At 56.4% G+C, this 15,554-nt stretch carries 15 protein-coding genes and 1 pseudogene; 9 read left to right on the top strand and 7 right to left on the bottom strand.

All coding sequences use genetic code 11. The annotated features are described in order from the left end of the window. Positions 1–212: 212 nt before the first annotated feature. On the top strand, positions 213–965 hold the full coding sequence (locus V8L70_RS05770) for a FadR/GntR family transcriptional regulator (RefSeq protein WP_101148167.1): 753 nt from the start codon (positions 213–215) through the stop codon (positions 963–965). Positions 966–1,083: 118 nt separating this feature from the next. Next, positions 1,084–1,833, top strand: coding sequence for a cache domain-containing protein (locus V8L70_RS05765; protein ID WP_101148168.1), 750 nt, complete (start codon positions 1,084–1,086; stop codon positions 1,831–1,833). 240 nt (positions 1,834–2,073) lie between these two features. Here V8L70_RS05765 and gabT read toward each other — a convergent pair whose 3' ends face one another. Continuing rightward, on the bottom strand, positions 2,074–3,345 hold the full coding sequence (gene gabT / locus V8L70_RS05760; RefSeq protein ID WP_101148169.1) for a 4-aminobutyrate--2-oxoglutarate transaminase: 1,272 nt from the start codon (positions 3,343–3,345) through the stop codon (positions 2,074–2,076). A gap of 11 nt (positions 3,346–3,356) precedes the next feature. Next, the gene (locus V8L70_RS05755) at positions 3,357–4,808 is read right to left on the bottom strand and encodes an NAD-dependent succinate-semialdehyde dehydrogenase (protein WP_101148170.1); all 1,452 of its coding nucleotides are present in this window, start codon (positions 4,806–4,808) and stop codon (positions 3,357–3,359) included. Between the two features lie 48 nt (positions 4,809–4,856). On the opposite strand from V8L70_RS05755, the pseudogene V8L70_RS05750 reads away from it, so the two are divergent. From V8L70_RS05750 to V8L70_RS05735, 4 genes and pseudogenes are all read left to right on the top strand, one after another. Then, a pseudogene (locus V8L70_RS05750) lies at positions 4,857–5,189 on the top strand (GntR family transcriptional regulator); the annotation flags it as partial. Between the two features lie 84 nt (positions 5,190–5,273). Continuing rightward, positions 5,274–6,371 carry an aminotransferase-like domain-containing protein gene (locus tag V8L70_RS05745; RefSeq protein ID WP_232774990.1) on the top strand — a complete coding sequence of 366 codons (1,098 nt, stop codon included), beginning with the start codon at positions 5,274–5,276 and terminating at the stop codon, positions 6,369–6,371. A gap of 113 nt (positions 6,372–6,484) precedes the next feature. Then, positions 6,485–7,177 (top strand): transglycosylase SLT domain-containing protein, encoded by a 693-nt coding sequence (locus V8L70_RS05740; RefSeq protein ID WP_198556165.1) that lies wholly within the window; start codon positions 6,485–6,487, stop codon positions 7,175–7,177. Positions 7,178–7,187: 10 nt separating this feature from the next. Beyond that, positions 7,188–7,928, top strand: coding sequence for a sulfite exporter TauE/SafE family protein (locus tag V8L70_RS05735; protein ID WP_101148172.1), 741 nt, complete (start codon positions 7,188–7,190; stop codon positions 7,926–7,928). Between the two features lie 159 nt (positions 7,929–8,087). On the opposite strand, the gene V8L70_RS05730 is transcribed toward V8L70_RS05735, so the two are convergent. From V8L70_RS05730 to V8L70_RS05715, 4 genes are all read right to left on the bottom strand, one after another. After that, the gene (locus V8L70_RS05730; RefSeq protein WP_101148173.1) at positions 8,088–8,951 is read right to left on the bottom strand and encodes a glycine betaine ABC transporter substrate-binding protein; all 864 of its coding nucleotides are present in this window, start codon (positions 8,949–8,951) and stop codon (positions 8,088–8,090) included. A 171-nt stretch (positions 8,952–9,122) separates the two neighbouring features. Then, positions 9,123–10,124 carry an isopenicillin N synthase family dioxygenase gene (locus tag V8L70_RS05725; RefSeq protein WP_101148174.1) on the bottom strand — a complete coding sequence of 334 codons (1,002 nt, stop codon included), beginning with the start codon at positions 10,122–10,124 and terminating at the stop codon, positions 9,123–9,125. A 44-nt stretch (positions 10,125–10,168) separates the two neighbouring features. Further along, positions 10,169–11,416 (bottom strand): M24 family metallopeptidase, encoded by a 1,248-nt coding sequence (locus V8L70_RS05720; RefSeq protein ID WP_101148175.1) that lies wholly within the window; start codon positions 11,414–11,416, stop codon positions 10,169–10,171. A gap of 117 nt (positions 11,417–11,533) precedes the next feature. Continuing rightward, a complete protein-coding gene (locus V8L70_RS05715; protein WP_101148176.1) occupies positions 11,534–12,454 on the bottom strand; it encodes a HalD/BesD family halogenase in 921 nt (306 codons plus the stop codon). A gap of 131 nt (positions 12,455–12,585) precedes the next feature. Here V8L70_RS05715 and V8L70_RS05710 point away from each other — a divergent pair, with 131 nt between their 5' ends. The 3 genes from V8L70_RS05710 to V8L70_RS05700 all read left to right on the top strand — a co-directional run bounded on the left by V8L70_RS05710 (position 12,586) and on the right by V8L70_RS05700 (position 15,400). Beyond that, complete coding sequence (locus V8L70_RS05710) at positions 12,586–13,515, top strand: LysR family transcriptional regulator (RefSeq protein ID WP_008959289.1); 930 nt, start codon at positions 12,586–12,588, stop codon at positions 13,513–13,515. 191 nt (positions 13,516–13,706) lie between these two features. Beyond that, the gene (locus tag V8L70_RS05705) at positions 13,707–14,894 is read left to right on the top strand and encodes a M24 family metallopeptidase (RefSeq protein ID WP_101148177.1); all 1,188 of its coding nucleotides are present in this window, start codon (positions 13,707–13,709) and stop codon (positions 14,892–14,894) included. A gap of 134 nt (positions 14,895–15,028) precedes the next feature. Continuing rightward, entirely contained in the window at positions 15,029–15,400 is a 372-nt protein-coding gene (locus tag V8L70_RS05700) for a hypothetical protein (protein WP_101148178.1), read from the top strand. A 66-nt stretch (positions 15,401–15,466) separates the two neighbouring features. Here the strand turns inward: V8L70_RS05700 and V8L70_RS05695 are convergent. Further along, the coding region (locus tag V8L70_RS05695; protein ID WP_336269099.1) for an IS3 family transposase at positions 15,467–15,554 on the bottom strand (88 nt) is incomplete at its 5' end.

Here is a 15,554-nt window from a genome sequence, read left to right as displayed (position 1 = left end):
TGATAGCACACCAGTGACCGCAAAACTAAATCATTTAAAACTATATCTTAATTTTTTTACATTTTACAACTGTCCTGTCAATGAAAATTTTAGATAGAAAAAGGCAATGAGATGGATGGATTGATAGCCAATGTTTTCCTATAAGATAATAAACTAGGTTTTTTGACCAAAGCCTTAGATAAGCCTTAGAAATGCTTCAATAGGAAGAGGAAATGACCGCGCAGGATATTACCCGCAATACCGCGTTTATCAGGTTGCGCCAGGAAGGACGGACTGATGAGGTGACGCGAAGACTTGTTGAAGCCATTGAGCTCGGCTTATTTGCCGAAGGGCAGCAGCTCCCTAGTGAATCGGAGCTGGCCCAGCAGCTGGGTGTCGCCACCGTTACGCTTCGAGAAGCATTGATTACCTTGCGGCAACGCGGCCTGATCAAGACTCGGCGAGGTCGCAACGGCGGCAGTTTCGTATGTGCGCCGGTCGAAATGCCCGAAGAATTACTATTGCAGCGCCTGCGCGAAATGAGCGGTCCCGACCTGCGTGATCTTGGCGATGAGCAGACCGCAGTCTCTGGTACCGCTGCGCGCCTCGCAGCTAAGCGCAGTTCACACGAACAGCATGAGCGCATCGCTCAGCACATCGAAACGCTTAGCCAGGCAAGTTCACGTTTGGCCCGGCACCGAGCTGATGCGCGCTTCCATATTGAGGTAGCAGCCGCCGCTCAGTCGCTACGTCTCACCAATGCAGAGATGCGACTGCAATCTGAGGTTGGAGAATTGCTCTGGATGGAGTCCGCCGGCGGTGGAAATATAATGGAGATTGAACAGGAGCATCGGGGCATACTCCAAGCACTGACGTCTGGTGATTCAGTCTTGGCCGGGGCTCTGGCTGAGGCCCACGTCACCCGTGGTATAAAACGTCTTCTAAGTTTGCGTCTCGAGCTCATGGCTGAAGCCAATGAAGGCTAACCGTTAGCTTTGGCACGCTTATTGCTTAATAAATATTAGACGAGCCTACAAACTCGAAGAACCAAGCCATACTAACTCCATATCATAACAAGAAAGCTGAACCGTGTGAGGTAATGACATGTCTCCCTTAAGCGATAGCTATCCTGTGTCGAACTGTGCCCAGCAGCTCGAAAAAACATTACAAACAACTTTCAGCCAGGTTCGTCAATTAGCAGAGGAAACCCAAGCGCTTTGGGAGCGCGTAGAGGCCGCGGGCCGTCAACCTACCGCTAAGGACTTAGCCTCGCTGCGTCCTGCAATCGACCAACAGCTGCTGGCCCCCGGTACGTTCAGTTGCGGCGGTGGTATTGTTGTGGAACCGTTCTGCTTAGCCGACCGAGAAATGCATTTAGAGTGGTGGTACTTAGCTGATACTGACCAAACTCTACCCTTGCGCCCAAATTTCGACCAGCGCCGGGAAAATTACTATGACTATACTGAGATGCCTTGGTACTGCCGACCAAGGAATACTGGCAAAAGTGTAGTGGAGGGGCCCTATATCGACCTGTACGGCACCAATATGTACGTGCTGACTTTCACCATGCCAATTCTAATTCAGGGTCGCTTCGTCGGCGTTGCTGGACTGGATCTGTCGCTACATAGTGTTGAACGTCGACTGGTACGCAGCCTAATGCGCCTGGAACATGAGGCGATGCTGGTATCCTCTGATGGCCGAATCATAGCGTCCAACACTGCTAATTGGATGGTCGGCGATCTCACTTCAAATCTGTTGAACAGCACGCCCTTGAGCGGAGATCGACTGGCCTTGACAGAGAACGAGGCAGGCTGGTCGCTGGTAACTTTGCCGGGGCTACGCAAGAGCATTTAGCGTACTTAGTACCTCTAATGGATTGAACAGTGGTTGAGCGGTGGCTCGCTCATCTTCGTTTCCCTGAGGCTTTTGTGCAGCTCCTCCGCTTGACTATGTCGAAACCGAAGCAGGAGACAAATTCCATATTAGAGTCAGAGCCACAGCAATCAGCCATGTTTATTAACCTAAAAACCCGCCCATCGCCAACAGCTTTCGCTGTCTGACGATGGCGGGTTAGATGAGGCTTAGAAAGGAGTATTAGCTAAGCGCTTCCAAAGACTGCTCAATAATGTTCAAGCCTTCCTCCAACACCGCAGAAGAGACGGTTAATGGCACCAGAATTCGGATGCTGTTGCCGTAGAAGCCACAGGAAAGCAGGATAAGGCCTTTTTCGCGGGCTTTGGCACAGAGCGCACCGGTGAGCGCTGTATCGGGTTTTCCTTCGCTATCGAGCAGTTCGAACGCTGCCATGGCACCTAGCTGGCGACCATGAGCTACGGCAGGGAAACGCTCTTCCCAAACTGCGAAACGCTCCGCCAGCATTTTGCCCATCTGCTCACTGCGGGCGAGGATGTTTTCCTCTTCAATCACCTCAATCACTGCCAGCGCCGCTGCACAAGAGAGCGGGTTGCCGCTGTAGGTGCCGCCTAGGGAGTTGGGGCCGGAGGCGTCCATTACCTTGGCGCTACCCACCACGGCAGAGAGCGGCATGCCGTTGGCCAGGCTCTTGGCGGTGGTGAGGATGTCCGCCTCAATACCGCTATGTTCGAGGGCAAACAGCTTGCCGGTACGGGCAAAGCCAGACTGCACTTCGTCGGCGATCAGCAGAATGCCGTGCTCGTCGCACAGAGCGCGCAGCGCTTTCAGGTAGTCCGGTGAGGCGATGTAGAAACCGCCTTCACCCTGTACCGGTTCAATCACGATGGCCGCCGTGCGGTGCGGAGCAATATCGGTCTTGAACAGCGTGCGAATGGCGTTCAGCGAGGCTTCTTCGCTGATGCCGTGCAGCGGGTTGGGGAACGGTGCGCGGAACACGTCGCCCGGCATGGGGCCGAAGTCGTTCTTGTAGGGCAGCACCTTGCCGGTCATTGCCAGGGTCATCATGGTGCGGCCGTGGAAGGCGCCATCGAAGGTGATGATGCCGGTGCGGCCAGTCGCTGCATGGGCGATCTTCACGGCGTTTTCCAGCGCTTCTGCACCGGTGTTGACCAGCATTGCTTTACGCTCAGGGCCGCGCACGGGGCTTAGTTCGCAGAGCTTTTGGCACAGCTGCACGTAGGGCGCGTAGGAGATCACCGCGGCGCTGGTGTGCATGACTTTATTGAGCTGCGCTTCAACGGCGGCGACGATTTTCGGATGGCGGTGGCCCAGGTTCAACACGCCAATCCCACCGGCGAAATCGATCCAGCGGTTGCCGTCGGCGTCCCATAGCTCAGCGTTTTCAGCGCGCTCGGCAAACTGGGTCGTCGGCGTGGCGGCGCCGTTGGCCACGTAGCGGATTTTCAGGTCGTTCAATTCTTGGTTCGTCATCATGATTCTCTTTACAAGCCGCCAACGCAGACGTACTTCAGTTCAGTAAACTCATCAAGGCCATGGTGTGAGCCTTCGCGGCCCAGCCCGGACTCTTTCACACCGCCAAACGGCGCGAGCTCGGTGGAGATCAGCCCCTCGTTGACGCCGACCATGCCGTATTCAAGCGCTTCCATGGTGTGCCAAATGCGGCGATAATCCGTGGCGTAGAAGTAGGCCGCCAAGCCAAAGGGCGTATCGTTAGCCATCTGGATGGCTTCTTCATCGCGGTGGAAGCGGAACACTGGTGCGACTGGGCCGAAGGTCTCTTCGTCAGCCACGGCCATCTCAGTAGTGACGTCGGCCAGCACCGTGGGCGTGTAGAAGCGCTCACCGGCAGCGTGGCGTTTGCCGCCGCACATAAGACGTGCGCCCTTGCCTTGGGCGTCGTCCACGTGGCGCTGCACTTTATCGATTGCCGCTTGGTTGATTAGCGGGCCTATAATGCTGCCATCTGCTAGGCCATCGCCCACCTTCAGGGCGTTCACACGCTCGGTGAGTTTCTCGACGAACGCATCGTAAATGCCGTCCTGCACCAGGAAACGGTTGGTGCAGACACAGGTTTGCCCAGCGTTGCGGAATTTGGAGGCGATGGCGCCATTAACAGCGGCATCTACATCGGCGTCGTCAAAGACGATAAACGGCGCGTTGCCACCCAGCTCCATGGCGGTTTTCTTCACCGTGCTGGCGCACTGGGCGAGCAGGTGTTTGCCCACCGGGGTCGAGCCGGTAAATGAAACTTTGCGCACTCGGGGGTCAGTGGTGAGCACTTCACCCACAGCGGCGGGTTTGGAAGCGGTGACCACGTTAATGGTGCCTGCGGGTAGGCCCGCTTCCAGGGCCAGATAGGCAGCGGCCAGCGCGGTGAGCGGCGTGGCTTCAGCAGGTTTGATCACCACGGTGCAGCCAGCGGCCAGGGCCGGGGCGCACTTGCGGGTGATCATCGCCAGCGGGAAGTTCCAGGGGGTAATCGCCGCGACCACACCCACCGGCTCGCGCAGTACCAGCAGGCGCTTGTCGGCGCCGTGGCTGGGCAGGGTTTCCCCCGCCATGCGCTTGGCTTCTTCAGCGAAGAACTCAATAAACGACGCGCCGTAGGTCACTTCGCCTTTGGCTTCCGCCAACGGTTTGCCCTGCTCCAGGGTCATCAGGCGGGCCAGGTCGTCGGCGTGCTCATTGATCAGCTCAAACCAGCGACGCAGCAGTGCTGAGCGCTGCTTCACCGGCGTGGCACGCCAGCCAGCGCCAGCGTTGTAGGCGGCGGCCACCGCATCGCGGGTATCGTCGGCGCCCATATCGGCTACGCGGGCAATGGTCTCACCGGTAGCGGGGTTATCCACCGCAAAGGTTTGGTGGCCTGTACGCCACTCGCTACCCACCAGGGCGGGAACCGCGTCGTGCAACCACTGTTCGATAAAGCTCATGGTCTTCTCCTAGATTAACAACACAACACTGCGTGCACGCTAGCAGTAATGTGGTTGCAGGCGAACACACCACTTTTGCGTTCAACCAGACCACTTTTCTGTTTTACTGGAAAATTGGTGAACATCGTGACGGTGAGGATAAGGATGGATGGCCAGTCAGCTTTACAACAACTTGTAAAACACTATGCACAGCAACCTGAACGCTTAAGTAAACAAGTGCGAATAGAGCAAGCGCTGAGACAAGCAGTTACCCAGGAGTGGCCTAACCAGACTCGCCTACCTTCTCACCGGCAACTAGCGTCAGCGTTAGGCGTTGCTCGGTATACACTGTCACTAGCCGTTGCGACGCTGCTTAAAGAGGGTCTGCTTAAGACTTCTCATGGCAGTGGTACTTGGAGCTGCAAAGTGTCGGCCCCTGCTGTCTCAAAACCCAGAAGTGCGCAGCTATCAAAACGTGCACAACGAGTGTTGCGTTGGCCGGGTGCGAGTACTGTCCAAAGCGGGGCCTTCGTCCCCGGCATTCCCGATATCGCCCAGTTTCCAATGCGTAAATGGCGGCAGCTCTACGCCAGCGTAACGGTGCCGCAGAATGCCCTGCTGCTTTCTTACTCCACCGGTGGCTACGGCCCGTTGAAGCGCGCGATACGCGATTTTTTGGCGCGCTGGCGCAATATCAATTGCGACACGGAGCAGATCATCATTACTGACGGCACCCATAACGGCATTGAGCTATGCGCCGTGGCGCTGGCCGATGTTGGCGACAGCGTTGCTATGGAATCGCCCTGCTACTGGGGAGCGCGCAACGTGTTTACCGCTGCGGGTTTAGAGATTCAGATGCTGGCTTGGCAGCCAGGCCAAGGGCATGCGCTGCCGCCTGCCCCTGACCCAGTAAAGCTGGCCTACCTCACAGGCTCGCACCACTATCCACTCAGCGTGCCTACCCGTGCTGCCGACAAACAACGCTTATGCGACACCTTAGCGCCTACTTATATTATCGAAGACGATTACGAGTTCACCCGCGACGACCACCCTAACCTGCTCTTCGACCCACACTCAGAGCGCCACTTGCTGGTCGGCTCGTTTTCCAAGATGATGTTTCCAGGTTTGCGGTTGGGCTATTTAGTAGTACCGCACCATTTAGCGGGGCCGATGAACCGCCTACGCAGCGAGCTTTTCCGCGAAGGGCGCATGCTGGATCAGGCCGTACTGGCACAGTTTATTTTCGATGGCGATTTAGACGCTTGGTGCCGACGCATTCAGCGCGACTATTTAGGGCGCCAGCAGGTGCTGCATGATCAACTACGCTCGCTGCCGCAGGTACGCAGCGTTTCGCCACCCAGTAGCGCCATCAGTCTGTGCGTCGAATTTGAACCGGGCATTAACGATGTAGGGATCGCTCAATCACTACTGAAAGAGCATTTGATCGTGCGGCCATTAAGCCCTGTTTGTGCACCAACAGATCCGCGAGTTGGCTTAGTGATGGGCGTCGGAATGCTGTCAGGGGAAACGTTGGTCCGTGAAGCGCAGCGCCTGCGTCGCAGCCTGGAAGCGCTGCTGCGCTAGGCGCTATTGATAGCACATGAGTAATGGCTCATTTGATTTGCTGGTAGCTCTTCTCAACACCTTACCCACAAGCTTTATAACGCTTATCCACAAACATATTCACAAGGACTTTTATGCGTTCCCCTGTTGATAATTTTATAGGCTGTTTTACCTCAAGCTCTTCAGTGGCTCTCGCTAGGCTACGTCTATGGGCGTCGCTGGCGTTCGTGTTACTGCTCTCTGGCTGCGCCACTTTTGCCCCCAACCCACCCCAGGATCAAAGCAATATCTGCGAGATATTCCGCGAGCAGCCCAGTTGGTACGACTACGCTCAGGAGTCCGAGGAGAAATGGGGGACGCCCATAGCCACACAAATGTCGTTCATCCAGCAGGAATCCTCGTTTCGCAGCCATATTCGTCCTGATCGAAAATACTACTTAGGCTTTATCCCAGGCCCGCGTCCTTCCTCTGCTAAAGGCTATGCGCAGGCACAGGACCCTGTATGGGAAGAGTATGAAGATCAAGCAGGCAGCCTCTTCTCGCGGCGTACCCATATGAAACACGCCACGGATTTTATTGGCTGGTATAACCGCCGTTCACAGCAACAGGCGGGGATATCACTCAGTAATCCCGAGCACCTCTATTACGCTTATCACGAAGGCGCTGGCGGCTATCAGCGCGGCACTTACCGCGGCAAACCTCAGGTATTGAGTGCGGGTAGGCAAGTGGCGGCGCGCGCCAACCGTTACCAAGCCCAGCTCAACGCTTGCGAGGCAGAATTTCAGTGCCGCAAGTTTTATCAGGTCTGGCCGTTTTGCCGTAGTTAAGGGATAGACGATGTCACTATGGATTGGAGCGGCCCTGGTTAGCGTGGTGTTTTTCACCTCCATGCTGTCGGGTGTATTTGGTATGGCAGGCGGCTTGGTACTGCTATGGTTTCTACTGCTGATTTTCCCAGCGGGCACTGCAATGGCGGTGCACGGTGTGATACAGCTAACGGCGAATGGGTCACGAGCATGGCTTTCACGGCATTATATTGTCTGGCGCATCGTCGCTTTTATGACGCTGGGTGTACTGAGCGCCGCAAGTCTACTGCTGCTATTCAACTACAGCCCTAATGCCGCCAGCGTATCAATTTTGATTGGCTTGATGCCCATATTGGTGTGGATGCCGAAGCGCTGGTTTCACCTGGATGCTAACCGTGCTAGCCACGCCCTGTGCTGTGGTATCGCATCTGGAGGATTGACGATAGCGGCGGGGGTTTCCGGGCCGTTGATTGATATCTTCTTTGTGCGCTCACGTATGGATCGCCGCCAAGTAGTGGCCACCAAAGCGATGATTCAGGTCGTGGCGCACAGTATTAAAATACTCTTCTACCTGGGTGCCGCCATGGCGCTTAGCGCTGGCGAATGGGGCATCGTATTGCTAGCGGCACCGTTTGCCATGCTCGGCACTCAAGCGGGGAACCGCATTTTACACCGTCTCACCGATGCCAACTTCCGCACCTGGACCCGTTGGATCGTGACCGGCATTGGGGTTTTCTACTTTCTGCAGGGGATATTTTTGCTAAGCCATTAATTTTAATTATTGTGATTTGAGCATACGGTTTAATAAATTGATGCATGAACCCGCTGTCGGGTGCCGCGTGGGCAGTAGCCACAATCGACTTGTGGCAATAGGGAAAGTGCAAAAGCAGGCGCTCCGGTCTCACCGAAGCGCTTGTCATCGCGAAGATGACTACTCACCGGCTGCCAGCCATTCATCGACCTGATCGCGGTTTTCGTCGAGCCAAGTCTGCGCACCGGTTACCGGGTCGCCCTGGGACTCGATCTCGGCCATCAGCTCGCTCAAGCTATCGTCACTCATATGCCAGGCATCGAGTACCGCGGTGAGCCACGGATCATCCTCGGAGAACCCCTCGCGTGAGAACCAGTAAATAGTGTCGCCGTCGCCATAGATATTCTCAGGGTCTTCCAGATACTTGAGGTCATAGTTGGCAAATGCCCAGTGCGGGCTCCACAGCGTCACCAAAATCGGCTGCTCGTTCTGATAGGCGCTATCGAGCGCGGACATCATCGCTGGTTCGGAACTATTCATCTGACTGATTGGCAGCTCATAGGCCTCGACGGCCTCGTCGGACAAAGCAGCGATCGCCGAGCCGGAATCGATACCCAGAATCGTTGGGCTGCCCTGGTATTCAAACTCATCAGCACGTTCGACTAATTCAGGAATAGAGTCGATATCGACATAGCTCGGCACCACAAGCCCCAATGCAGTCTTGTCATACCACGCATCGTGAACCTCAAGCGTATCCTTATAGGGCGCCAGATACTCCTTATCGGTATTGGGCAGCCAGATCTCCAGGGATAGGTCAATATCATTGCTCGCCATCCCAGCGTAGAGTGCGCTCTTGCCGACATCGGAAAGCTCAATGTCATAACCTTTATCGTCGAGAACCAGCTTCCAGAGGTTGGCGACGGCAATGTTCTCTGCCCAGTTGTTGGTGCCGATGACCAACGTTTTCTCCTCAGCGTGTACCTGGGCGGTAGCTGACAAAGTGAAAAGCACCGCCGCCGCGCAGGGATAAAAAGCAATTTTCATAACGTTTTCCTTTAGTTTATTAATATATTTAATAATTTTATGTTATGGATTTTAACTATATCATGGATACTGCGCAGTTAAATGCGTGTCAACATCATGGAAACGCCTGTCATGCTATGTAGGTAAAAAAGACATCGACTCACTATTCACCTGCGATCACAAGACACCTGCTCAGGTCTCGCCAACGGGCCTACGTTCCAGCCCCTGAAACTCGACAAACTCCTGCATGCGTTCCCACAGTCGATCGCCGTAGATATAGTTGTCATCGCCTGCCGTGCTGGCAGCCCTAATAAGGGCACCCACAGCTGGCTCGAAGAAAAACGGGATCGAGTGCCGCGAGCGGGTCCCGCCGACGATGCGGTGCTCCGTGGCCTGAATTCGCCCACCAGACCAGTCCGCCAGCAAACGGCCAAAATTAACCACCAGTGCATTGTCACGTGGAGGTACCTCTTCCCAATCACCGCTGGGCGTGCGCACCTGCAGTCCACCGACGCTGTCCTGCCACAACAACGTGATAAAGCCGTTATCAAAATGGGGCACGCCCACCAGCCAGCGGCGCGCACTATCGCTACCGTCAATCGCTGGCATGACGGCCAACTGCCCGGCCGTGCGTTCGGGATAATGAATCAGGCGCAGTGTGGAGTTGCCGTGTTCAAAGGGTTCCAGCAACTCTTCACGCGGTATTTCCAGCCCGTCGGCCAGCGCGGTGGCAATCACACCGCCAAGCGATTCCATTGCTCGGTAATAATTAGACGCATCGGTCGCCCACCCCGGCAGTACTGATTCCGGCGGTTGGGGAGTTGGCTCTCGCAACGGGTCACCGCTTAACGCATCCGCTCGCTCTGGGTGAGCAACGTCCGGACCGAGATCGACACCTTCCTTCCAGGTCGGATCCTCGTCCTGAGGCGGAAAATAGCCTCGATAGACATTAGTGTTGGCCGGTTCGAACTTGTGCCGTGCTAGTGGTTGCTTATGCGTCTCGTCAAGTTCGAAAAAGCGCAACAGCCGAGCGTGGATATCGTCGCGAAGACCGAGTTGTTCAGGCGCAATACCCACGGTCATGAAGCCAGAGTCGCATGCGGCATTGGCGATCGCCTGAACCGTCTCGGCGCGCGCCAGATCATCGACAAGGAGCGGCGTCAGATCGATATGCGGAATTAGGGTCTGAGTCATAGAAATCTCTTTTGTCTGGTGGTGGACTGAGACACTTGGCTTAATCAGCCTGCCAAGAGTCTTTCATCAAGGTGGTAGTCCGACAGCAACTCCACCTGCCCATCATCACGGATATAAAGCTGTTCCTCCATTTTGACCCCCTCGCCGCCAGCCTCGTGGCCGATAAAGCTTTCGACGCAGAGCGTCATGCCTGGCTGCATGATGCCGTCATAGCCCTTATCGTCGATGTCCTCGCGATGAACAATATAGGGATATTCGCCGGTCATCCCGACCCCATGGGCCAGTGCAAAGTAACGCCGCGCCTTGTAGGGCTGAGGAATCTGCCACGCCTTCTCGGCGTACTCCTTGAATGTCATGCCTGGAGCGATCAACGCCATGTTGGTGCGCACCTGGTCGAAGGCCATGCGATAGAGCTCACGCTGCTTGGGGGTGGCTTCACCATCGCCGCACAAAAATGTCCGCGAGAAATCGGCGTAGTAGCCATAACGGCCGACCACGTCGGTATCCAGGGCGACCAATTCCCCCGCCTGCATCGCCCGATCGGAACACTCCTGAAACCAAGGGTTAGTGCGTGGGCCAGAGTTCATCAGCCGCGTTTCGACGTAATCGGCGTCGGTAGCGATGATGTGCTGGTGCAGGTACGACCAGACCTCATTCTCCGTCGCACCGGGGCGGATCGCCGCTTCCAGCTTGCGCACGCCCTGCTCCACTGCCCGCAGCGAACTGCGCACCATCTTGATCTCGTTGGGCACCTTGATCGCTCGTGCCCGCTCCAGCGGCACCTGGGCATCGCAGATCTGCCAACCCCGCTCGACCAGCGCGAAGGCAGCATGGGAGGTCGCGCTCTCAATGGCTACCTTATCGCCCTTTTGCCCGCCGCACTGGCGCACCAATGCGTCGATCTCGTCGGCCCATGCCTGGGTGGTCTGCTGAAGTTGATCATCACAGAAATAGTAGGAGATCGCCGTCGCAGGACGTGTCTCATCAATGCCAGGCAACCCTTCGGTAAGGTGGGCGCAGCCGGAGAACTCGAACATCACTACCGGGCCTTCCGCGGGAACAAAGGCATAACGGGCAGGGTTACGTGCGGAGTAGACCTGCATGTTTCGCGCACCGGTGGCGTAGCGCACGTGGGTCGGATCGAACAACACGGCGGCGACGATATCGCGCTTTTTTAATTCGGCCCTTGTCCTGAACAGACGATCGAGCAAAATCTGTTGGATCTCATCCGCAGTCGGTTCGCACTCGAAAGGCTCGCGTGTTGGCGCCAGAATGCCGGTGCCGTCTAGCATTGATGGTGCGCTGGAAAGAAAGCTTGTCATGGTCGGTGTGGCCCGTCTTATCAGAATGAGCGGACACGCACCACATAGGGCGCGTGCATGCCGTTTATTTGTTAATGAAATCTCTATCTAGTCGAGCAGACCGTCGACGCGGGCCTCGCGACGACGCTCCGCCTCGATATGGGCTTCGGAAACACGCCCATAGAGCTGACGTGTCCGCTCAAGCCGACCAACTACACCCGGCTGCTGGGAATAGGCAAAAATGGCGGTGTGGCGCTCGCGCTGACCGCTAACTCGCGTCACGCGATGCAGTGAATAGCGCCCCTTGAATAACTGCAAATCGCCTGGGTGAAGCTCTAGCGTCCGCGGGGTGGTCTCGTCCTCACCGCGGATCACCATGCCAACCGCAGGGTAGTTTTCGCCGGCAGGCGTTCGGATGTTGGGGCAGTACTGAAACTCACCGCCAGTATCCGGCTGCTGGGTCATCATCGAGACGATGTATTCATTGGTATCGTAGTGCCACGGCTGCTCGGTACCGGGTGGGAGTACGTTCTGAACCAGTCCGGCGAACGGATCCGCGTACTCGTAAACGTCTGTCTCACCAAGGCACTCGGCCACCAGGCGCTTCATCACCAGTGACACATAAAGCTGATGAATCACGGCATCGGCAGGGATCAAATCGCGTGTCACGAAACCGCTGGTGCGCTCCATGAAGAGGCGACGCGGATCGGACTCATCAAGCGTCGTATCGTCACTCGTAAACCAAGCATTGACCCGACGACTGGAGTAATAACTCTTGGCCGACATCTGCTCGCCCTCTTGGCGTGCCTGGGCCAGCGCCTCTGGGCGCAGAAAGCCTCGCAGCACGGCGCAACCCTCGCGATTCAGATCCTCGCGCACCCGGGCGATCTCTGCTTGCAGGCGGGCATCTTGAAAGTCATGCAGTGGATAACGTTGGGTGTCGACCAGCGCACTCAAATCGGTGCGCTCGGCGTCGGCCAGCCAGCGTTGGGCAACGTCAGGGGTGAGTGCGGCAGCGATTGTACTCATGTGAAATGACCTCTCGATCAGCAGGATTTGCGGCATCTGCAGAACGGTTTTCGTTGCCCGTTACATTGGGCTATCCATCTGCATGGCCTATACTGGCGGGATCGAATCCATCAGGGAAACGAGTCCTTCCAATGACAACCATCGGCGTTTCCGATAGCTCGAGATTGGCAGCACTGGACAGCGATCTGCTGCTCGCCTTCGTCACTGTCGCCGACAGCGGAGGCTTTACGGCCGCAGCGCGTTATCTACACAAGACCCAGTCAACCATCAGCCTGCGCATCAGCACGCTGGAATCTCGCCTCGACACGCTGCTGATCGAGAGAAATGGCCGCCAACTCAAGTTGACCGGCGACGGTGAAACCTTCCTCGTCTATGCCCGGCGCTTGCTACAACTGCAACGCGAAGCGATTGCCGCGCTGGGTCGCGCTCAGCCGGTCACGCTGCGTTTCGGACTGCCGGAGGATTACGCCGACACATGGCTGCCCGCACTGCTTGAGCGCTTTGGCGAGCAGCATCCCGAAGTGCATGTCCATATACACTGCCGGATGTCGACCGAACTGCTGGAACAGCTGGAACAGGGCTCCCTGGACGTGGTGCTGGCGGTAAGGCACGCACCCACCAGCGGCGGCCGACGCGTTGCCACCGAAGAGGTCGTATGGGCAGCGCATCGGCGCTTCGAGCTAGATCCCTCCCGGCCACTGCCGCTGGCGCTATTCCCGGAGCAGTGCATCTACCGGCGCCGGGCGCTGGCGGCACTGACCGGCATCGGTCGCGACTGGCAGCTTGAATCTTCCAGCCAGAGCCCCAGCGGACTGCGTGTCATCGTCAACCAGGGCCGCACGATCACCGTTACTGACCGCCGCTCGCTGCCCGAGGACTGGAAAGTCATCGAAGACGCCGAAGGATTGCCGCCGCTGCCACCAGCAATACTCGAGGTGCATCGCTCCCCCAGTCTGTCCCATCCAGCATTCGATGACTTCATGGCGTTGATTGATGAGGTTTTGGAGGCGGTCTCAGCGACTAGCCCAAGCCACCATCACCATATGGCTGATGTGATCTAACCAAAGCACCTGTGACCGGCCCCCCTGGGCCGTGCGTTTTCTCGACTAAGTCGCCCTGCTGGATTCCCTATTCGCTGCGCCTGATCAAGAGCAGTTATAGCGTATCGACATTAGGGCTTTCGCGTTGAGGGCTATAAAAGCGATCTTCCAATAGATGCCTATACTGACCATAGCCATCAACGGAGGTCGCTATGGATTATCATCACTACCGCAAAGCCCTGACTGAAACACTTGCCCAGAGTGAAGTGCCCTTTCCCGCTGCCGAATACCAAGCGCGCCTAGATAAGGTGCGTCAGACGATGACCGAGCAAGGGTTAGATGCGCTCCTGCTCACCGATCCCGCTGATATTAACTACCTCACTGGCTATCACACCTTTGAAGTCTCGGTTCACGCCTGCCTTGTCTGCACCCAGGAACGGTTAGTGTTGCAAGTCGCCTCGATTGAAACAGGGGCGGCAGTCGTCACCGCTCAGGTTGATGAGATCATCGGCTACCGCTGGGAAAACCTCGATGAAATCATCGCGCCATTGGCGGATCTGCTGGCCCACTGCCAGAAAATCGGTATTGATGGCTGGAGTGCTGGGCTGCGCTTTGGCGTGATTGATGCACTGCTGAAGACCATTGGCCGCGAGCGCTTTTGCGAAGCAGGCGCGTTAGTCGATGCAATTAGAATTGTTAAAAGCCCTGCTGAACTGGAGATGCTGCAAGAGAGCGCGCGGATAACCGCTCTAGGCCTTGAGACCGCGATTCAGAGCATTCGCCCGGGCATGACTGATAACGATATTGCCGCGGTGGGTGCCAAAGCGCTGTTGGAAAACGGCAGCGAATTTATGAGCCTGCAGCCGATCGTGACCAGCGGGCACCGTATTGGTGTGATACATGTTAACCATAAGCGGCGTGTCATTCAGCCTAACGAGCCAGTGTTTCTGGAGTTTGGCGCCGCGTATCAGCGCTACACGGCCCCCATGATGCGTACTGCGGTAACCGGCGTACCAAATGCGTCTTTATTAGCCACTCGCGATCTTTGTCGTTCAATATTTGAGGCTCTGTGCGACACCATGCGGCCCGGCAATACCTTTGATGCCGCTGCCCAGGCGGCTGATGCCTTACTCGCCCCGCAGCGAGACCAGTATTTTTTCTCCGGCGTGTTTGGCTACGCCGTGGGCGCACAATTCCCGCCTAGTTGGGTGGAGGGCACGGGTTTTATCGCCAAAGGACAGCATCGCCCCTTTGAAACCAATATGGTCTTTCACCTTCCGCTCTGCCTAAGGGTGCCCGGCCAGTGGGGCGTAGGAATAAGCGACACCGTGGTGGTGACCGAGCAGGGAGCCAAACCGCTAACCAATAACGACTGGCAGCTGTTTGAGGCACACTCATAACCTCTCACATAGACATTCTCATAGCCCCTACATTGACACGTTCATAAAGTAGCGCTATCGTCAGCACAGATGCAAATGAGAAACACTCTCTTTTTATTCACTAAGCAGCCAGACAGTCGTGAGGGATCAATGGGATGACTAGCGAGCAGCGGCAACTTCGCCAAACGGTCATGTTTTTGCGCACCTCTTTTGAAGCGGTTCAGCACTCCATTGCTGGCCGCCTGGAGGACCCGCTGCCCTGCTGGATGGATACCGCCATGATGTCGATGCTTTCCCGCGAGCTGACCCGCTGCTGCCAGCAGTCCAAGCCGCTGTTTGCGCCTCCCGTTACGGAGCAGCTTTACATCGCCTCGCAACAGTGTGACCTGCTGCTGAAGCAGTGCCCCGGGGTGCTAAGCAGCGCGGTGTGCCATCGCCAGTTGAGCGCCATCATGCTGCCGCTGGCCAGCGCCCTTCAGCAAATTGATAGCCCTGCCAAGCGGCGCTGGCCTTGGTTGCGGCAATAAAAACACATATTGAAACCAAAACCCCGCTTTAAGTGAACTGACCCCATAAACTTGGACAGTGAAAAGCTAAGCGGTTAAGGCCTGATTTCGGTACTGCACCGGACTCAGGCCTTTTAGCTTGGTCTTGATACGCTCGTGGTTGTAGTAATGGATA

Origin of the sequence: Vreelandella arctica (genome assembly GCF_037070215.1) — a bacterium.
Classification (GTDB): domain Bacteria; phylum Pseudomonadota; class Gammaproteobacteria; order Pseudomonadales; family Halomonadaceae; genus Vreelandella; species Vreelandella arctica.
This window is presented reverse-complemented; position numbering and strand designations above follow the sequence as displayed.